The organism is Paenibacillus xylanexedens, from assembly GCF_007680605.1.
Taxonomy (GTDB): domain Bacteria; phylum Bacillota; class Bacilli; order Paenibacillales; family Paenibacillaceae; genus Paenibacillus; species Paenibacillus xylanexedens_B.
Genome location: NZ_VEIO01000001.1, coordinates 1,407,252 through 1,427,353 on the forward strand (window position 1 = coordinate 1,407,252; position 20,102 = coordinate 1,427,353).

General features: G+C 44.5%; 17 protein-coding genes. 11 read left to right on the forward strand and 6 right to left on the reverse strand.

Going from position 1 to position 20,102, the window contains the following annotated elements; genetic code table 11:
* Positions 1-176 precede the first annotated feature (176 nt).
* The 7 genes from FS818_RS06305 (at position 177) to FS818_RS06335 (ending at position 7,406) form a co-directional block, all read left to right on the forward strand.
* On the forward strand, positions 177-1,574 hold the full coding sequence (locus tag FS818_RS06305) for a right-handed parallel beta-helix repeat-containing protein (protein WP_145330609.1): 1,398 nt from the start codon (positions 177-179) through the stop codon (positions 1,572-1,574).
* The gene (locus FS818_RS06310) at positions 1,571-2,173 is read left to right on the forward strand and encodes a nitrous oxide reductase accessory protein NosL (RefSeq protein WP_145330611.1); all 603 of its coding nucleotides are present in this window, start codon (positions 1,571-1,573) and stop codon (positions 2,171-2,173) included. Before FS818_RS06305 ends, FS818_RS06310 begins: the two co-directional genes overlap by 4 nt.
* A gap of 22 nt (positions 2,174-2,195) precedes the next feature.
* Positions 2,196-3,017: an ABC transporter permease gene (locus FS818_RS06315; protein WP_145330613.1), complete on the forward strand. Its 822-nt coding sequence runs from the start codon at positions 2,196-2,198 to the stop codon at positions 3,015-3,017.
* The gene (ccmA, locus tag FS818_RS06320) at positions 3,010-3,723 is read left to right on the forward strand and encodes a heme ABC exporter ATP-binding protein CcmA (protein WP_145330615.1); all 714 of its coding nucleotides are present in this window, start codon (positions 3,010-3,012) and stop codon (positions 3,721-3,723) included. Before FS818_RS06315 ends, ccmA begins: the two co-directional genes overlap by 8 nt.
* A 13-nt stretch (positions 3,724-3,736) precedes the next feature.
* Positions 3,737-4,330, forward strand: coding sequence for a redoxin domain-containing protein (locus tag FS818_RS06325; RefSeq protein WP_145330617.1), 594 nt, complete (start codon positions 3,737-3,739; stop codon positions 4,328-4,330).
* Between the two features lie 271 nt (positions 4,331-4,601).
* Positions 4,602-5,030, forward strand: a complete 429-nt coding sequence (locus FS818_RS06330) for a nuclear transport factor 2 family protein (RefSeq protein ID WP_260989795.1) — start codon at positions 4,602-4,604, stop codon at positions 5,028-5,030.
* Between the two features lie 444 nt (positions 5,031-5,474).
* Positions 5,475-7,406, forward strand: a complete 1,932-nt coding sequence (locus tag FS818_RS06335; RefSeq protein ID WP_145330619.1) for a fructose-1,6-bisphosphatase — start codon at positions 5,475-5,477, stop codon at positions 7,404-7,406.
* Positions 7,407-7,491: 85 nt separating this feature from the next.
* Here the strand turns inward: FS818_RS06335 and FS818_RS06340 are convergent, their stop codons facing one another.
* The 3 genes from FS818_RS06340 to metE form a co-directional block, all read right to left on the reverse strand.
* Positions 7,492-7,773 carry a GNAT family N-acetyltransferase gene (locus tag FS818_RS06340; RefSeq protein ID WP_145330621.1) on the reverse strand — a complete coding sequence of 94 codons (282 nt, stop codon included), beginning with the start codon at positions 7,771-7,773 and terminating at the stop codon, positions 7,492-7,494.
* Positions 7,766-8,017, reverse strand: coding sequence for a (4Fe-4S)-binding protein (locus tag FS818_RS06345; RefSeq protein WP_145330623.1), 252 nt, complete (start codon positions 8,015-8,017; stop codon positions 7,766-7,768). The genes FS818_RS06340 and FS818_RS06345 overlap by 8 nt, the downstream gene beginning before the upstream one ends.
* 304 nt (positions 8,018-8,321) lie before the next feature.
* On the reverse strand, positions 8,322-10,619 hold the full coding sequence (metE, locus tag FS818_RS06350; protein WP_145330625.1) for a 5-methyltetrahydropteroyltriglutamate--homocysteine S-methyltransferase: 2,298 nt from the start codon (positions 10,617-10,619) through the stop codon (positions 8,322-8,324).
* 272 nt (positions 10,620-10,891) lie between these two features.
* Between metE and FS818_RS06355 the strand changes: the two genes are divergently transcribed.
* A complete protein-coding gene (locus FS818_RS06355; RefSeq protein ID WP_145330627.1) occupies positions 10,892-11,578 on the forward strand; it encodes a death domain-containing protein in 687 nt (228 codons plus the stop codon).
* Between the two features lie 141 nt (positions 11,579-11,719).
* On the opposite strand, the gene FS818_RS06360 is transcribed toward FS818_RS06355, so the two are convergent.
* Entirely contained in the window at positions 11,720-12,532 is an 813-nt protein-coding gene (locus FS818_RS06360) for an undecaprenyl-diphosphate phosphatase (protein WP_145330629.1), read from the reverse strand.
* A 339-nt stretch (positions 12,533-12,871) separates the two neighbouring features.
* On the opposite strand from FS818_RS06360, the gene FS818_RS06365 reads away from it, so the two are divergent.
* Positions 12,872-13,912 carry an ABC transporter substrate-binding protein gene (locus FS818_RS06365; RefSeq protein WP_260989796.1) on the forward strand — a complete coding sequence of 347 codons (1,041 nt, stop codon included), beginning with the start codon at positions 12,872-12,874 and terminating at the stop codon, positions 13,910-13,912.
* A 142-nt stretch (positions 13,913-14,054) separates the two neighbouring features.
* Here FS818_RS06365 and FS818_RS06370 read toward each other — a convergent pair whose 3' ends face one another.
* Positions 14,055-14,477, reverse strand: a complete 423-nt coding sequence (locus FS818_RS06370) for a MerR family transcriptional regulator (RefSeq protein ID WP_145330631.1) — start codon at positions 14,475-14,477, stop codon at positions 14,055-14,057.
* Between the two features lie 210 nt (positions 14,478-14,687).
* Between FS818_RS06370 and FS818_RS06375 the strand changes: the two genes are divergently transcribed.
* Complete coding sequence (locus FS818_RS06375; protein WP_145330633.1) at positions 14,688-15,728, forward strand: NAD(P)-dependent alcohol dehydrogenase; 1,041 nt, start codon at positions 14,688-14,690, stop codon at positions 15,726-15,728.
* 195 nt (positions 15,729-15,923) lie between these two features.
* Here FS818_RS06375 and FS818_RS06380 read toward each other — a convergent pair whose 3' ends face one another.
* Positions 15,924-16,904, reverse strand: a complete 981-nt coding sequence (locus FS818_RS06380) for an aldo/keto reductase (protein ID WP_145330635.1) — start codon at positions 16,902-16,904, stop codon at positions 15,924-15,926.
* A 475-nt stretch (positions 16,905-17,379) separates the two neighbouring features.
* Between FS818_RS06380 and helD the strand changes: the two genes are divergently transcribed.
* On the forward strand, positions 17,380-19,800 hold the full coding sequence (gene helD / locus FS818_RS06385; protein ID WP_145330637.1) for an RNA polymerase recycling motor HelD: 2,421 nt from the start codon (positions 17,380-17,382) through the stop codon (positions 19,798-19,800).
* The last annotated feature ends 302 nt before the right edge of the window (positions 19,801-20,102 follow it).

The following is a 20,102-nucleotide window of genomic DNA, read 5'->3' on the forward strand; positions in this document are numbered from 1 at the left end:
ATTCAATCACAATTTGGACACAAAAGTAAGCAACCTATAGCCTGATGGGGCTATATGGGAAATTTATCATTTTCGATACACTGTGTGAAGGACTGGGATAACGCATTTATGTAACACCAAATGAAGGAACGGAGGGAAGCGGTGATGAGATGGATGAAAAATGCAGGAACAAAAATATGAACAGTAATAAACGATTCAGTATCCGTAGATTTGCAGTAAGTACTCTGATCGTGATTGGACTGGGGCTCCTTCCAGTGTTTCAAACTGCCCTGTATGCTACTGGGGTCACTGAAGATCGTGAATCCATCCTGCTTCAGCCCATTATAGACCAAGCGGATACAGGAGCGGTTATTCGTCTTGAATCTGGTCGATATGCAGGCCCCGTTCTCATCTCTAAAGCACTCACTCTCATTGGGGATGATTCGGTTACCATCCATAATGAACAGGAACAAAGTGCGATATCCATTCAGGCGGAAGGTGTGAAAATGGAAGGGTTTACAATTGAACATCACGGTCGTCAGCCAGCAGCAGCTGTGCAGATAACGGGTAGCAATAACGAAATATCTGAACTTATGATTCGCACCAAAGGCGCTGGTTTGCTTGTGCGTGATGCTGCTACTTCTGTCATACGAAATAATACGATTGAGTGGGCAGGTGCAAGCACAGCATCCAGCAGTCAAAAAGGCAACGGGATCGATCTCTACAATTCACATAACAGTAGGATTGAGGGGAATCAGATTGAGGGCGTGCTCGATAGTATCTATCTGGAGAACAGTCGAAACGTAACAGTGAACGATAATCGTTTCATGCAAACTAGGTACGGTATTCATTGCATGTATATCGATGGATCATCTGTTACGAATAACACAGGAGAAGGTAACATGACTGGTGCCATGATCATGGGGGTTAAAAATACGGTTGTATCAGGCAATACCTTTCGCAAACAAAGTTCGAATGTTCATTCCCAAGGTATTTTGCTCTATGACGTGCATCAGTCCAAGATCCGCAGCAATACAGTAGAGGGCAATCGTGTGGGCATGAATATCGCTGAGTCCACGGATAATGAAATCTACGACAACGGTTTGATCCGCAATTTTGTAGGAATACAGATGGTGCTCGCTGAGGGAAATCAATTTACGAAAAATCGATTTGTTTCCAACGTTATCGATGCTTCGACAATGGACAGCAAGGATAATATTTTGAAAGAAAACTATTGGGATTCCTTTCAGGGATTGGATTTGAATCAGGATGGAATCAGCGAGCTTTCTTATGCAATTAACCCGTTCTATGAGCAATTAATAAGCAGAAATGCTGCTTATCAGCTCTTTTTTCAATCACCGGGCATGGTCTTTCTGAGTGACTTGCATTCGGAAGGGAAGAGCAATTGGACAACAGATGAATCACCGCAAATGAGCATTGTAAACGAGCATACTGATGTTTCAGAAACATCCGGAAATTTCGGTACAGATGCAAGAAATGTGGAAAGCCGGTCAAGTCCGGTTACGATAATTGGTTTACTTTTACTTGGTTTGTCTGCTAGTACGATGATCTATATGGGGGTATGTAGAAAATGAATAAACGATGGATTTTGGCAATGGTGTTGCTCTTAGGGACTTTGATGTTAACGGCTTGTGGGCAGAAGTATGCGGCTGTGCCCATTAATGAGGACGTGGATATCTGTGCGATCTGTAACATGCAGGTGAAGGATGATGCGTTTGCCACACAGCTTACAACGAAGGACGGTAAAAACTTCAAGTTTGATGACCTCGGTTGCATGAATGAATGGAAAAAAGAAAACGGCACAGACAACATTGGCATGGACTATGTGCGTGATTATAACGATAAAGAATGGATTGAATTCAATAAAGCGACCTATGTATATGACCCTTCACTCAGAACACCCATGGCGTATGGCATTGTTAACTTCAAGGATAAAGCTTCTGCCGAGGCATTCGTGGCCGAGCAGGGTGTAGGCAAACTCATGACTGCGGAGGAACTCTCTTCTCATGATTGGACTCAGAATATGGATAACATGAATATGGACGGAGACGGGCACGGGCATATTCACGATGAGGGCGGGACGGATCAAGGCTCGAAGCAAGATACGGGTGAAGATATGAGCAAAGATATGCATCAAGAAGGTGAGTCGAAAGAAGGATCAGGCAGCCACTGATGCGGATAGGGGGTGGTGAACGATGTCTGATATGTTACACATAGCCAAAAGAGAGCTGAAAACGGGGTTTCGTAACCCCTGGTCGTATTCGTTTCTCGTTCTTTTTTGCACATTTAGCTTAAGTCTGTTACTTCTGAATGCACAGAATCCGGTTCAAGGATATTCGGGCACCACAGGTTCCATGCTGAACCTGATTCTGTATCTTTTACCGCTGATGACGCTGTTCCTGGGTTCATTCTCATTGACTGCTGAAAAGGAAGACGGAAGCTGGCAGCTTCTATCGACGTATCCCATAGGCACGTTCTCCTTCATTACAGGCAAATATCTTGGACTAGCCGCCGTGTTACTACTCATCGTGACATTTGGCTACGGCCTGATGGGGCTGGTTAGCGGGTTGCTTGGAAATCCGATCGATCTACTGACCTATCTGCTATTTCTAGCGTTTTCTTGTGGACTTGTGCTTTTATTTCTAAGTATTGCGTTATGGATTGGATCGTTGTCCCGTAACCGCTGGCAAGCTTTGACGATTTCCGTATCGATCTGGTTTTTCGCCGTTATTGGCTGGCCGACATTATTACTTTCGATACTAGGGTTACTGCCGTACCTCTGGATAAAACCGTTGCTGGTGGTGTTAACCTTTTTAAACCCGGCTGAATTGGTACGGCTGTTTATTGTGATCAGGCTCGGCGGTGGTTCTATCCTGGGGCCCGAGTATTATCAATGGGTAACGTGGGTGCAACAGCCATGGGGAAGTACCCTATTTATCGGGATATGTCTGTTATGGATAAGCTTCTCCATTCTCATTGTCTACGCTATCTGGGAAAGGGGGCGCTCTCGTGCTTGAACCGGAAGTTATTGTGAACGGACTAGGCAAACAAATTAAAAGTCAGAGCATCGTCAAAGATATCTCCTTTCGTCTTGGTTCGGGTCAGGTGCTTGCCGTCTGCGGCGGAAACGGTGCAGGCAAAAGTACGTTGCTGCGTATGCTGGCAGGCATTCTGCGCCCGACTTCAGGTGAGGTTACGGTGAATAACGTCCGCTGGTCACAGGATCGCAAAAGGTACGCAAATCAGATCGGATATATGCCGGATGACTATCAGTTCAGCCAAGGTCTTACGGCCGGGGAAGCTTTGTTATTTTGGGCTTCGCTCCGTAAGCTTCCCCGAGAGCGGGTGCAGGAAGTGTTAGAGATGGTGGGACTCAGCGAGCAAAAACATAAACGAGTGACCGCCTTCTCCAAAGGCATGCGGCAGCGTGTATTGTTTGCTCAGGCGATGCTTGCAAAGCCCGCTCTTCTGATCATGGACGAGCCTACCAATGGACTAGATCCATTCTGGATGCAAGAGTTCGTACACTTACTGGGAGATATCAAGCAGGAAGGGCACATGGTTGTGTTTTCCACACATCAGCTTGAAGTGGCGAATGACATTGCAGACCAGGTGATGTTTATGAATCATGGTTCAAATGTCGGGGAAGGCACCGTAGAAGATATTCGAAATCAGTATGGTTCACTTCATGCTGCTTTTCATCAGAGTCTGGGAATAACGTGAAGGTGATGTGATCATGCAAAACAAGCCGCAAAGCAGGGATACCAACAGTGCGCAACAGGACGGACAAAAAAAGAAAGGGTCGAAAATAAGACGGATTGCTACGATGTTGATTGCACTGGCAGCATTGGCTACGGGAGTATGGGCCGTGCTGGCGAATCTATCGAACTCAGATGCGAAGAGCAACAATCCAATCCGCGCAGGAGTCGAGGCTCCTGATTTTACAGCGGTTAATTCCGAAGGGGAGCAAGTCCAGTTGTCTGATTACCGGGGCAAAGCCGTGATGATTAACTTCTGGGCATCCTGGTGCACGCCATGTGTAAGAGAAATGCCCTTGGTTCACGAGCTTGCACAGCAAAATCAAAACAACGTGGAGACACTGTTTGTTAACGTGGGGGAGAGCAAGGGGACCATTACCGAGTTTATGAAAAGTCATCGGTTCGATTTTCCGGTAATCATTGACGCAACGGGCAAGATATCCAAACTGTACCGTATCAATGGCCTGCCAGCCACAATGGTTATTGATCAAGGGGGGCATTTCAGCCATATCTTGCTCGGTGAACTGACAGAGGATATTCCTTTGCAACAATGGTTGGAGGAAAGGTTGTGAATGTCGACAATTCATATATGATTGTTAAAAATAAAGGGCATTTCAAAATAATGATCAAACAAGCTGGTTCCTTAATGTAAGGAATTTCAGATTGTTTGATCATTTTTTTAGCGCTATTTTTCTGAATTCTTTTTATTGTTCGAAAATTTTCGAATTATTTATTGCTGCTTTGTGGATAGTGTGATATATTTCTTTTCGTGCCAAACAGTTCGAAAAAAATCGAACTAAATTATGCTACATAAAATAATGTAAAAATACAGGAGGTAATACGATGTCTAATACAGCAACCGCTGGCAATACTACTAATTCTCTGAATACCGATGCAAACATCACGATGTTAAATAACTATTTCCGCTTGTTTGATGCATCTCGCACTGACGATCGGGCTATGAAAGATTTGTTATCCCTGTTCACGCAGGATGCTGAAATTGTTTCAAACGGTAGCAGTCGTACAGGATTCGAAGTCGTTGTTAAGACTATTTATGAATACAACAAAGACATTAAACATATGTGGGATGCATGGGTTCTTCAGCCCGACGGCAGTTATCGAACGAACTGGGTGGTATGCGGTCAAGCAGTAGATGGCACGGTTTTCACCAAAGCAGGTATAGATATTATGCGTTTAAATGAAGAGGGAAAGATTATGTATATGAAGAACGTGCAGACGACTGAGGATGCTTACAAGGAATATAATTCGTAAGATAAATATATGAGGTGTTACTTTATAGGCCTCTGGTAAGCAATAATCACTGGTTTGCTACATAGTAACCCAAGTAACCCTTTTTTAATTTGGCATAATTTTTAGACTTATTTACTGGATTTACAGTATTTGTCCTGCAACTGAACTATCCTAAAACTAAAGAAACCGATGGGCATTTACATATAAACGCCCATCGGTTTTTATTTTAAACAAAAAGATATTTTCTTCGAAATGATATATGCACCATGTGACGAGTTAGTTGTTCACTCCCGAGTGATTTTCGGGCAAAAGCTCTATTGGAATATCCATGAAATTTGTTCATATAGGATGAACTGGAGTATGATTAGGGAGGACAATGCTGATAATCATCATATAAGTAAAAGTCCCTTGGAAACTTACTATACAATCAATACCACATAACTTCTTTGAAGGGGGACATCTGTTTTGGATGAGCAGTTTCTAGATTTATTGGCTCAGCAATATGATACTGAAGAAAAAATCATCACCGAGATCATCAACCTTGAAGCGATCTCCAATCTCCCTAAGGGAACCGAGCATTTTGTCAGTGATTTGCATGGGGAGTTTCAGGCTTTTCAGCATGTACTACGAAACGGTTCGGGTACCGTCAAAGAAAAAATCAAGGAATTATTCCGGGAGGTATGGACGGATCAGGAAATCAATGATTTTGCAGCTCTGGTTTATTATCCAGAAGAAAAAATACAGCTGGTTATAGCGGAATTGAGTAATAAATCGGCTCTTAGCCAGTGGTATAGACAAACAATTGAACACATGCTTAAGCTTATTTCTTATGCCTCCTCCAAGTATACACGCTCGAAATTGCGTAAAGCTCTGCCGGAACAATATGTATATATTGTAGAGGAGCTTCTGTACAAGACGGATTCGACCAACAATAAAGATCCTTATTATGAGGAAATATATCGGCAAATTATAGCCCTGGGCCAAGCGGACAAGCTCATTATCGGCCTTGCTTATACAACCCAGCGCCTGGTGGTTGACCATCTTCATGTGGTTGGGGATATTTATGACCGTGGTCCAGACCCCGATAAAATTATGGATACACTAATCCATTACCATTCTGTAGATATTCAGTGGGGAAACCATGATGTCCTCTGGATCGGGGCGTACGCGGGTTCTCTGGTCTGCCTTGCGAATATTATCCGGATATGTGCCAGATACGATAATCTGGACATCATAGAAGATGTATACGGAATTAATCTGCGCCCACTGCTAAACTTGGCGGAGAAATACTATGAAGATAATCTGCCTTTCAGACCTAAGGTTCAGGCTGGCCATCATGTATCAGAGCAGGAAATACTGCAGATCACCAAAATTCACCAAGCCATTGCCATGATACAGTTTAAACTTGAAAGCCCGATTATCAAGAGACGCCCATACTTTAATATGTCTGAAAGACTTTTGCTGGAGCAGATTGATTACGACAAAAATGAAATCAAGATCTGCGGAAAAACGTACAAGCTGGAAAACACCTGTTTTACAACCGTAAATCCGCAAAAGCCTGAACAATTGCTGGAGGAAGAACGCCAAGTGATGGAGAAACTGCTGTTCTCCGTTCAGCATTCCGAAAAGCTGGCCAGACATATGAACTTCCTCATGAAGAAGGGAAGCCTTTATTTAAAATACAACGGGAATTTGTTAATCCACGGCTGTATTCCTATGGATGAAGAAGGAAATATGGAAGAAATGCAGATTGAAGACAAGACCTATTCGGGCCGTCAATTGCTTGATGTTTTTGAGGAATATTTACGTTACGCCTTTGCGCATCCGGAAGAGACAGAAGATCTGGCGACGGATATGGTATGGTACATCTGGACAGGAGAATGTTCCTCACTCTTTGGCAAGAGAGAAATGACCACTTTTGAACGTTATTTTATTCAAGAAAAAGAAGCACATAAGGAGAGAAAAAATCCTTATTACCATTTACGTGAAAATGAAGAGATCTGTCGAAGAATCTTGCAGGAGTTTGATTTGAATCCGGATCATGGACATGTCATTAATGGCCACACGCCGGTCAAAGAAATCAGTGGAGAGAGCCCTGTGAAAGCAAACGGAAAAATGATCGTGATTGACGGCGGTTTTTCCAAAGCCTATCAATCCACAACAGGCATTGCCGGATATACCTTGCTTTACAACTCTTTTGGCATGCAGCTCGTCGCCCATCAAAAATTCAATTCAAAAGAAGAGGTGTTATGCAACGGAACGGACGTATTGTCTGTAAAAAGACTGGTGGATAAAGAGCTGGAACGGAAACTGGTGAAGGAAACCAATGTTGGGGAGAAGCTGCAGCAGAAAATCTTAAACTTGAAGGATCTATTAGACTATCGCTATATGAAATGAGAGCAATGCTAAAAGTACAAAAAGCCCCCATGCGAGGGAGGCTTTTTGTACTTTTTTCTGCACTTATAAAAATCAACTGCAAATACTATTGATGGAGAACATCTGCATATTCAGAGATACGCTCGAAACGTCCCTTGGCAAAAGGGCATAAAGGTAAAATCTTAATACCGTTTTCCCGTGCGTATTCCACCATAGCTTTGATAAGCTCATCACCAAGCCCTTGTCCCCGGTATGCATTTTCGACCAAGGTGTGATCAATAATGTACAGCTCTGGACTTGAGATGACATAGGTCATCACCGCAGCAATGTCGCCGTTATCTTGAATAACAAATCTTTTATTGGCAGCTTCATGTTCTACGTTATGCATGTTCATCCTCTTTCTTTGTTGAAAATTCATCGTTCAGAAGCTTATACGTTAATGCTCCGCTTGGGCATGTGTCAATATGCCGGGCAACAGCCTCCGAAGTGTCACCATCGGGATCAACCCAAGGACGCTTGCTCAAATCAAAAACAGCAGGGAGGCCCTTTACGCAGATACCGGAATGAATGCATACATCCGAATTAAACATGACCTCGATATCTTTACCGTAGTATAACTTCTCCGTAGCCATAATCTCTTCACATCTTTCACTTTAGAGTTAGAATTTTATACAGAACGCTATCCCATGCATTCATGCTAATCATGTTTGCCAGGCGGCTCTTGATGTCCGAATTATAATGAGGAATCATGGATTAGTCAACGTGAAGAATGACCTAATACGTTGATGTAATACTGATTTTCAACGTGTACAACGTAAAAAGCGGGAATCCCTTGGTACAGGATTTCCGCTTTTTACGTGTTTTCTTAGCTTCATACAGCGAACATAAAGTTTTTTTATTGAAGCGTCCGTATATAAAATCAGTTGTTCAACTTTTCTAGTTCAGAACAGGAGTAGCATTATACTTTGCCCGTGCAATTCGGGTTGCATCCACCATGTTTTTGAGAGAAGCCACGGTTTCTTCCTGTCCACGGGTTTTCAGACCGCAGTCCGGATTGATCCAGAACAGCTTCGGATCGAGCACACGCAAAGCGCGGTCAATCATATTGCTCATTTCTTCGACGCTTGGTACACGCGGACTGTGAATGTCATATACACCAAGTCCAATACCTAGCTCATAGGTATTCTCTTCAAAGCTGTGAATCAGCTCGCCGTGGCTGCGCGAGGTTTCAATGGAGATGACGTCGGCATCCATCGCTTCAATAGAGTCGATCATATCGTGGAATTCGCAATAGCACATATGGGTATGAATTTGGGTTGTATCCTGTACAGTGCAGGTCGTAATACGGAACGCTTTGACCGCCCAATCCAGATAACTGGCTTGTTTATGTTCTTTGAGCGGCAAGCCTTCACGAACGGCAGGTTCATCCACCTGGATCATGCCGATGCCGGCTTTTTCAAGCGCTTCAACCTCTTGTCTGAGTGCATATGCCAATTGATACGCAATCGTTTCCCGTTCAATATCATCCCGAACAAAAGACCAGTTCATGATGGTGATCGGGCCAGTCAGCATACCTTTGACAGGGCGATCTGTTTTCGACTGCGCATACTTTGTTTCCTCCAGCGTCATTTCACCTACAAATTCAACATCTCCGAAAATAACAGGCGGTTTCACGCAACGTGAACCGTAAGATTGTACCCAGCCATATTGGGTGAAGGCGAAGCCAGCAAGCTTCTCTCCGAAAAATTCAACCATGTCCGTACGTTCAAACTCACCGTGAACCAACACGTCAATGCCGATCTCCTCTTGAATGTTAATCCAGCTGTCAATCTGATCACGGATAAAGGAACTGTACTGTTCATTGCTCAACTCGTTTTTGCGCCATTGCTGGCGAGCTTTTCTGACCTCCGTTGTTTGCGGGAAGCTGCCAATCGTTGTCGTTGGGAACAGAGGCAATTGCCATTTGTCCTGCTGTGCTATATGACGTTGTGCAAACGGACGTGAGCGGTTAGGCTCTTGTACACGGATAGAAGCCACAGCATCCTGTACTGCCGTACGATTACGATCTTCAGAACGCTGCAATGCTTGCAGCTTCAGCTCAGCTTCGTTGATTTTAGCGGTAATGTCTGCATCGGTCTGTTTGAGTGCTTTGGTCAAAATAACGATCTCATCCAGCTTTTCATCGGCAAATGCAAGTGCCTCTTTAAGTTCAACAGCAAGCTTTGTTTCTTTTGCTGTTGTCACAGGCACATGCAGCAAGCTGGAAGAGGACTGTACGATTATCCTTTCAGCTGTGACGAGTGAAGTAAGGGTGCCCAACAATGTCAGCTTGTCCTGAAGGGAGGCTTTCCAGATGCCGCGTCCGTCAATGATGCCTGCGCCAAGCACTTTATCTGCTGGAAAACCGCTCGTTTGAATGGATTGCAGGTTGCCTTCAAGTCCGTGTACAAAGTCAAGACCGATGCCTTGCACTGGCAATTGAATGATTTCGTTATAGTTTTCCACGGACTCAAAGTATGTCTGCAGCAAGATATTTAAGCCAGGAACAGCGGATGCAAAGGCTGTATAGATTTTGTTCAAGCGCTGTACGTCCTGGTCATGCAGTTTGGTTACAAGAATCGGCTCATCAATCTGTACCCACTGTACGCCTGCGTCTGCAAGTTCTTGTAATACCTGAGTGTAAAGCGGAACCAACTGATCCAGCCAAGCATCGGTTTCGGATGCATCATACCCCTTGGAGAGCTTCAGGAAGGTCAGCGGTCCAACGATGACTGGTTTACCTTCAATACCTAACTTCTCTTTCGCTTCGAGGTATGCAATCAGCGGTTTGTTCTCGGTAAGAGAAGGAGAAGCATCATGAAGTTCAGGTACAATATAGTGATAGTTCGTGTTGAACCATTTGGTCATTTCACTAGCTGCGGCATCCTTCGTTCCACGGGCGATGCCGTAATAGGTGGAGAGAGGCACAGCACCTCCGGTATAAGCGAAGCGTTTTGGCACAATACCAAACATCACGGCTGTATCCAGAATATGATCATAATAGCTGAAGTCGTTTACTGGAATCAGGTCAATGCCTTTGGCTTGCTGCTTTTGCAAATGATCGAAACGAATTTCCTGTAGTCTCGCATGAAGTTCATGTTCTTGCAATTTTCCTGACCAGAATGCTTCAAGTGCTTTTTTCCATTCCCGGTCGGCGCCAATTCGCGGATACCCCAATACGCTGCTTTTTGTCATTTGTCCTAACCCCTCTGCAATGTGTTAACAGTAAGGTATCATATAAGCATGGCTATTAAGTAATTCCATTAAATTATATCTAGCTATAGCTTTGGGCTATATCAGGGAAGATAACGAACAAGTATAGAACAAGGACGATGGAAGTGAAGAGGGAGGGGGCAACAAAGCCATGACGCCTCTATTGGAAAGAGGTAATCTTGTCTGGAAGTAGACATACGGGCGTTCCGATGGTTAACTAGGTTTATGGCAAGAAGGAAGGGAAGGCGGCATCTGTGAATTTGTTTTATGTTCAATCGATTGTAGATGGAGTCAGCAAGGTGAAAAGCTTTCTGGAGGATAACTATATCGGCATCCCGTGGTCAGCGCTTGGCGATCTGGAGCAGGCGTCATCGGAGGAATTACGTGAACTGTTGGAGCAGCGCTATGGCCTTGTCGCGGATAAATCAGGCGAAGTTTTGCAATCGATCCAGCTGTTTGCACACGGGATGAGTGATGGGGATTATGTCGTGATTAAGGATGAGGATTGGATGTATGTCGGAGACCTCGGCGATTATTATTATGACGACTCGATTGGCACAAGCGACGATTTGATCTGCCACCGCAGAGGTGTAACATGGCTTGGTCGGGTACCTCTTGAGGAGATCAATGAACATATGCTAACTTTGTTACACGAACCAAACGTTGTTGCCCAATTCATGCTGCCTGTAACGCAGGCGAGGTTGGAGCAAGCCCTTAGGGGCAATAGCGATGCAACGGGGACTGTGGAGAAAGCATTAAACCAAGGAGCTACGTCCGCAGAACCAGAATTACTCAAAACGCTAACAGAAGATCACACACCCGCACGAGTGGATCAATCCACGATCGAGGCCGCAGTACAAGTACTTAAAGAAGCATTAAAGAGCAAGGATGAACGGCTGCGAGTCCAAGCGGCAACCGCAATTTTGCAATATGCCAAGTGATAAGCCCAGCTTCGGTTGAGTGTTGAAATAGTAAGTATAAGAAGTATCAAGTAAATGAGAGGAACAAAGCACATTGAACAAACTATAAGCATAATAGGGACAACCATCATGGTTGCCCCTTGTTGTGCATAGAGAATTTTTTTATAGAAAGATAAGTAACAATGTTCCTGCCGCAAAGCAGTAATATGAAAAATACTTCAGATTGCCTCGGGCCATAATGCCCATAAACCATCTCATCGAGAAATAGGTAACGACCAGCGTGGTGATAAACGCGATCAGGTAAGGAATAGCTAGCTGGGCGCGGTTTGGATCATGCGCAATATCAGATGCACCCATAATCAGACCGCCGATACTGATCGGGATGTAGAGCATAAAAGAAAATTTCAACGCGGTTTCCTGTTTCATGCCGACCGCAATGGACGCAATAACGGTAGCACCCGAGCGACTGATCCCCGGAATAAGAGCGACAGCCTGAGCGAGTCCAACCAGCACAGCATCCTTTGTTTTTAAATCACCGTCCTGCTTGCGACCGCGCAGATTACGAATAAGCCAGAGAGCTACACCCGTAATTAGCAGGGCCACTGCAACCGTATAAACAGATGAGAAGATGTCCTCAATCTGATCTTTGAACAGCACTGCAACAACGGCAGCAGGAATTGTACCGATGACGATATATAAGCAAAACATAAAGTCTGCCCGATATTCCGATTTGCGAGTTGTTAAGTAACCCCACCCACCGGTAATCAGCTTCATGATGTCTTCCCGGAAAATAAAAACAATGGCAATTAATGAAGCGGTGTTCGTCAAAATTTCAAATGAAAGGCCGTTTTGCTTCAGCCCCATGAGCCGCTGGGCAATAATTAAATGGCCGCTGGAGGAGACCGGAATCGGCTCCGTTGCACCTTGAACAATGCCCAGAAAAAAGTACTTTAACCACAGTATAATCTGATCCATCTTGTCCTCCTTGAAACATTTCTCTACATTCTCTAAAACCATGTTCTCAACCATACTCTCTCTAAAACCATGTTCTCAACCATACTCTAAGATTATTCTCTTTCTTAAATCTCTCTATCCACTCTAATGATGATAGCCTTTTAACTTACCAGATGGCAAGTTTGGAATAAAATTGTCAGAGAAAATCTGATTTTAAGTCTCTATTTTCACTTGATAGACGAAGTGCGGAATGAATATATTAAACTTGTATTGTAAAAAAGATAGAGTCGTGATATCGTTGATAACGATTATCAATATCATTTGATTCATAGAATCCAATACATTAAAGGTGGGGTTATTTTGCGTAGTACAAAAAGAAGTTCAATATGGATCATGATGGCGCTGGTGTTCGTGCTCATCCTGAGTGCATGTGGTCAGTCTGCTTCGAATACAGCTAAAGATGGGGCAGAGAAGACTGCTACATCCTCAGATGCTACAAGCAAAACAAGTAACAATTCATCTGGTTCGACCGACACGGGAGCAGGTGCAGAAGATGAGATGGTTTCATTTGAGTCTGATGCAGGTGAAGTGCAAGTCCCTAAAAATCCGAAGCGAATTGTGGATTTAACAGCCTTCAACACAGGGTACTTTGTAGCACTGGATGCTCCAGTAGTTGGAGCATTATCGGGCTCGATGAAGAATAAATACATCAAAGATCAGCTTGCTTCCCAAGGCGCAACAGATTTAGGTGATCAACTGCCTACGCCGGAGCAGCTGCTTGCTCTAAAACCGGATCTGATTATTGTCTACACAGGTACAGAAGGCATTGATAAGCTGTCTCAAATCGCACCTGTTGTTCAAATCGAGTATGGTAAGCATAACTACAAAGACTTGATGCTGAAGATGGGTAAACTCACAAACAGAGAAGATGCAGCTAAAGCCTGGATCAGCAAGTGGGAAACTCAGATCAACGAATTAAAACCGAAGGTAAACGCAGCAGTGGGTAATCGTACCGTATCGATCCTGAATCCATATGATAAAGGATTGTATGTCTTCGGTCATAACTATGGCCGTGGAGGAGAAATTATCTACGGTGAGTTTGGTCTTAAGGCACCGGCGAAGGCTCAAGCAGAAGCGATTGACAGCGGCACAGGCTGGGCTTCCATCTCGGTTGAAGTGCTACCGGATTATGCAGGGGACATTATTTTCACCAGCCCTTGGTCCGGTGACACGAGTGATTCCAAAAAGATATATGAAAATACGCTGTGGAAAAACCTTCCGGCTGTAAAAGCCAATCATGTATTCCAGCTAGATCCATCGTCGGATACCTATAACGACCCGGTATCGTTGGAAGGACAGCTTAAATTTATTACGGATAGCCTGCTTGCGGCATCCAAGTAGTTTCAGCAAGTAGAATAAGCAAATTGACCGAAGGAAAAAAGAGGCTCCCACCGTTTAGGTAGGAGCCTCTTTGCGTGAAGCGAGATAATGTAGGAGGAGAAATCAGTAGGCCCCTCCCAATCATTTAATATCCTGCATTACTCTAGGAGCTTGCTATATGCTGAGGGTTAGGAGCCAATGCGATTTTGTGAATATTCTCCGTTCCAGCTTCAATGGCCTTCTGATAATAACTGCGTTTATGCTCAATAACCTCCATTGTTCTCCGGAGTTCTTCCATTTGAGCCTCAACGCTGGCTTTGCGCTCGGTAAACATGTCATATCTCTGATGCAAGGTTGCATCGCCCTCCGAGCACCAGGCTATGAATTCCCGGATATCCTTGATTGGCATTCCGGTAGCTTTCAGACATTGGATTATTTTCAGAAAATCAATATCGGAGTCCTTGAATTGTCTCGTTCCGGTCGAATTACGTTCGACGAAGGGCATGAGTCCCTCTTTGTCATAATAGCGCAATGTATACACAGTCAGATCCAATTTTTTAGCGACTTCACTTATGGAATAGGTCATATCGAGTTGTTCCTTTCAATTCTAGATCAGATCGAGATTAAACCTTGTATGGTGCAGGGTTTTCGTTGATGCGAGTGAATTCTATCATGCGGTCAGGAGTGATGTCAAAACGAGCAATTTTTTTAAAAAAGTAGAGCAAAACATTTGACCTAGAGTTAACTATAGGGCGTAAGATAGAGAGGATTCCAAAATCATGAGGAGGTTATCATATTGATTACAGCTAAAGCCAGAGCCGTGGATGGACCCGATCAAGCCTTCCGTTCCGCAGAAATTAACCGCCGTGATCTGGATACCACGGATGTATTAATTGAGATTAAGTTTGCCGGTATCTGCCACTCGGATATTCATACAGCCCATGGGGAGTGGGGACCTGTCAATTATCCGCTCGTACCGGGCCACGAAATTGCCGGGATTGTGACTGAAGTAGGCAGTGGTGTAACGAAATATAAAGTAGGCGACCGCGTAGGCGTTGGATGTATGGTCGACTCTTGCGGCGAATGTGAGAATTGCCGTAAAGGAGAAGAGCAGTACTGCCTGAAAGGTAATATTCCAACGTATGCAGGAGTAGACAAATACGGTGAGCCAACCCAAGGCGGTTATTCCACACATATCGTGGTAACCGAGAATTTTGTAGTGCGCATTCCTGACAATATTGAGCTGGATGCTGCCGCACCGTTGCTATGCGCCGGCATTACCACCTATTCTCCGTTGCATCACTGGGGAGCTGGTCCGGGTAAGAAGGTTGCAGTCGTAGGGATGGGTGGCCTCGGTCATATGGCGGTTAAAATCGCACATGCGATGGGAGCTGAGGTTACGGTTCTCTCCCAAACGCTGAGTAAAAAGCAAGACGGATTGCAGTTTGGGGCAGACCACTACTACGCAACGAGCGATCCGGAAACATTTGAAAAGCTGGCAGGCTCAGTAGACCTGATCATTAATACAGTAAGTGCCAGCATTGATATCAATGCTTATTTCTCGCTGCTCAAGTTGGACGGCACACTCGTTAATGTAGGGGCTCCGCCTGAGCCACTTCCCGTCAATGCATTCTCGCTGATCGGACATCGCCGCTCATTCGCAGGTTCCATGATTGGCGGCATACGTGAGACACAAGAAATGCTTGATTTCTGCGCTGAGCATGATATCGTCCCTAGCATTGAGGTTATCTCGGCAGATCAGATTGATGAAGCTTATAAACGTGTGCTCGCTTCAGATGTAAAATATCGCTTTGTAATTGATACAAGCACTATTTAACAGACCAGAGGGGAAGAGAGTTTAGTTAACGCCTTCGCCTATGAATAAATAAAACTGATGTACTAGCAATAGCCCCTATTTCCGCAAAAGGAAAGGAGGGGCTATTGTTGTTACGATAACATTTTAATACCGTAAACCTTACGACCATATCGTTGACAGATCATAAGTATGTTTCTTGTTCTCCAAAAATGTTGTTTACTGTGCGCCCACGACAGGATGCGGAATATAAGGCTCTTCCAGAAAAGCGACATCCTCTGAAGTAAGCTTCACAGACAGTGCGCCCAAGGCAACATCGAGATGTGAATGCTTGGTTGCGCCGATAATCGGAGCAGTCACGGTCTCTTTCTGTAACAGCCATGCCAGCGCTATGTGTGTACGAGGTACATCATACTTCTCGGCAATAGCTGCCACCCGTTCGACAACGATGCGATCCGCGTCACTGGTGGCATTGTACTTTGATTTCTGAATCATGTCCGTTTCAGAGCGATGGGTCGTCACCGACCAATCTCTTGTTAACCTGCCGGAAGCGAGTGGACTGTATGGCGTAACGCCGATTTTTTCCTCTTTGCAAAGTGGCAGCATCTCGCGTTCCTCTTCACGGTAAATCAGGTTCAAATGGTTCTGCATGGAAACAAATTTGGTCCAGCCATTTTTCTCCGCTGTATATAAAGCTTTCTGGAACTGCCATGCAAACATGGCGGAAGCACCAATATATCTGGCTTTCCCGGACTTCACCACATCATGGAGTGCTTCCATTGTTTCTTCAATAGGCGTGTGATAGTCCCAGCGATGAATGATATATAGATCCACATAATCCGTTTCGAGTCGTTTCAGACTTTTGTCAATTTCACTCAAAATGGCTTTCCTGGACAACCCGGAGCCGTTGGGCCCTTCATGCATTCGGCCATGAACCTTGGTCGCAATCACAACCTCATCCCGGCTCGCATAGTCTTTTAAAGCTCGTCCTAAATATTCTTCACTTGTTCCCAGTGAGTAGATATTGGCCGTATCAAAAAAATTAATACCAAGATCCAGTGCCTTACGAATCACGGATCGGGAGTCTTCTTCGTTCAACACCCACTCGTGAACCCATTTACTGGCATCCCCGAACCCCATACAACCGAGACAAAAGCGCGAGACATCGAGCCCTGTATTGCCAAGTTTAACGTATTCCATCGTAATCACATGTCCTTTCTACTCAAAATTGCCACGTATCACATATCTAATAGGATGGCTACTTTCTATTCTATTATGTCATGAATCTATAATGAAACTGTAGTTCATTTCAATCAAAAGTTTGCCTGATCCGATCAAAATGGGAAAGCCGTCTTTTACGTATAGAAACGTTGAGTAGAGCATCAAATGAAATAAAGCCCTTGGAACAGACCAAGAGGCTAAAAGGTAAGTGAAGTTTTATAAGTAGTTTTATAAAATGAAATGTTGGTCCTATGAAAGAAAGAAGTTTCATGAGCATAGAAAAAGATTGAACGCAAAAATGCGATGTGATATAATCATGAGCGCAGTTGATATTTCGTTGAAAATGTAAATGATGTATCATTATTTCTCCTAATTTAATAATACATCGGATTCTTCGTTTTGTCAACGCGCTTTTTTATTCCAAAAAATGGGTTGAGGAGTGTGGTTAACTTATATGACAGACACGAACGAGTGGCAATTGGAAAAAGAAAGATTGGCTCACGTGCGAAATGAACTGCAGGCGAGACTTGACGAACTTGAACCCCAAGTTGAAGGGCTTGCCGATCAGGCCACGGAGATTCGCAAACGTTTCTGGGAAGAAGTCACGATTAATACCGGATCATACACGGATTTTGAAGAAGCCTTTTATACCATTAATCAGCAAGCGAAAGTACTGGCTGAACGAGAACGTGGACATAAGTTATTGGTGCAACAGTGGAAAAATGTGAACCGTTTGTTGCCCTTACCTTACTTCGGACGTATTGATTTCAAGGAAAAGGGTCTTGGCTTTGCAGAGCCGATTTACATCGGTGTGTCCTCTTTCACGGATAAGGAAGGCTTGAATTTTCTGATCTATGATTGGCGTACTCCGATCGCAAGTCTTTATTATGATCATGCCTCTGGTCCGGCAGATTACGAAACACCAATGGGACGAATCGAAGGCACCGTGGAGTTGAAACGTCAGTTTCAGATTCAGGATGGCCAGCTGCTTGGCATGTTTGATGCCAGTGAGACGATAGGAGACGCACTGCTGCAGGAGGTGCTCTCCAAAGGAGCCAATTCTCAGATGAAAAGCATCGTGGCAACGATTCAAAAGGAGCAGAATGCCATAATCCGTGATGATCGTAGCCGAATGCTGATTGTGCAGGGCGCCGCAGGGAGCGGCAAGACATCCGCTGCGCTTCAGCGCGTGGCCTATCTATTATATAAACATCGCCAGACGATCAAGGCAGATCAGATGGTTCTTTTTTCGCCAAATCCGATGTTTGCCAGTTATATCTCGACCGTATTGCCTGAGCTGGGTGAAGAAAATATTCAACAGACGACGTTTCAGGAATATGTGAATTACTGGCTAGGATCTAGTCTGCGTCCGGAAGATCCCCTTGACCAGATGGAGTATGTGCTTACTGCCGGTGGGGAACCAAGTTACGCCGCTCGTATGGAAGGCATTCGCTATAAAGCATCCGCGGAATTTATGAAAGCTTTGAAGAACTATGGGGAATGGCTTGGACGTGAAGGATTAAACTTTATCAGCATCCGGTTCCGTGAACGGGAGTTTATTACTTCAGCTCAGATGAAGGCACAATTCTCTACGTACGATGTCCATCTTTCGTTACCCAGTCGGATATTGTTATTGCAGGAATGGTTACTAAAACAACTGACAGTTCTAGAGCAGCAGGAACGGCAAGCGGACTGGGTGGAGGAAGAGTTGAATTATCTCGATATGGACGATTATGCGGATGCATACGGTAAGCTGCACAAGGAAAAGCCTGTATTCGAAGTGGCGGAACAGTACGCAGCCCGGGAAAATGCTGGCAAGCGCCCTGACCTGGATGAAGGCTCATTTGATTTTCTGGAACGAGAAGAAGAATTGCTACGGCAAAAAATAGTGAAACAGACGTTCAAGCCGTTAAGGCAGCGGGTACGAAAGTTCAAGTTCGTCAATGTTCAGTCAGCTTATGAACAACTATTTGTAGATGCCGCAGCCTATCAAGAACGTACGTATGGAGCGACAGTTCCAACTCAGTGGGATGAAATCTGCAAACAAACCAAAGACATGTTGCGTCAGAACAAGCTCTTCCATGAAGATGCTACTCCGTATCTATATGTCAAAGAAATTATTGAAGGTGTGCGTATCAATACGGATATCCGTTATGTATTTGTGGATGAGGGGCAGGATTATTCGGCATTCCAATACGAATATATCAAAAAGCTGTTTCCCCGTGCCCGCATGACGGTACTAGGCGATTTCGGGCAAGCAATCTATATGCAGGCTACGGAGCTTGCTGCTGCGGATTCCCCACTATCCGGATTGTATGGTGAGAAGGAAACGAGACTTATCCGGCTGTTGCAAAGTTATCGTTCAACACGTGAGATTGTAGAATTCACAAGAGCTATGCTGCCCGGCGGCGAAGAAATTGTTGCTTTTGACAGAAGCGATCACAAACCCGCATTAATCCGGGTAGAGGCAGGAGAGAATCAGCGTGACGAGTTCATCCGATCTGACATTGAGGCGCTTCAAACAGAGGGTTTTCGTTCGATTGCCATCATAACCAAAACGGCAGCCGAGAGTCACCTTGCATATGAACGTTTAAGAGAGACCGGCGTAGAGGGACTAAAGCTGATCACGAAAGACACGGAGCAGTTTGAAAAGGGCGTGATGGTCATTCCCGTGTACCTTGCCAAAGGTGTGGAATTCGATGCAGTGCTTGTGTATGATGCTTCATCCGGCAAATATGGAGAGGAGTATGATCGCAAACTTCTATACACAGCTTGTACCCGTGCTATGCATCGGTTGCATCTCTATACGGCGAAAGACTGGTCACCTTTCGTGCAAGCATTGCCTGAAAACTTGTATCATTTAAAAAGTGTATAAGTTCACCTTTTCCATAGTGTGAATCTCAGCCTCAACTGTGAATTTATTTAAAACGGCTGACAATATGCAACAGCTGGTTCAACGATTTACACTCTAAGACGTCGAAGGAAAGTCGCTGCATCTAGCGGCTTTTTTGCGTTGCTCGCTTTTTCTCTCATGCTAACAGAGCGTGTAACAGGTAGGGAAATGCAAGGTTTTGTGCATGTTGTAAAGCGAAAACTCTGATAAAATAAAACAAACCTGAATGTAAATCCCGGTAAGACATAAACAACGAATGAGCGTTGAATCCAATATAAAACAGG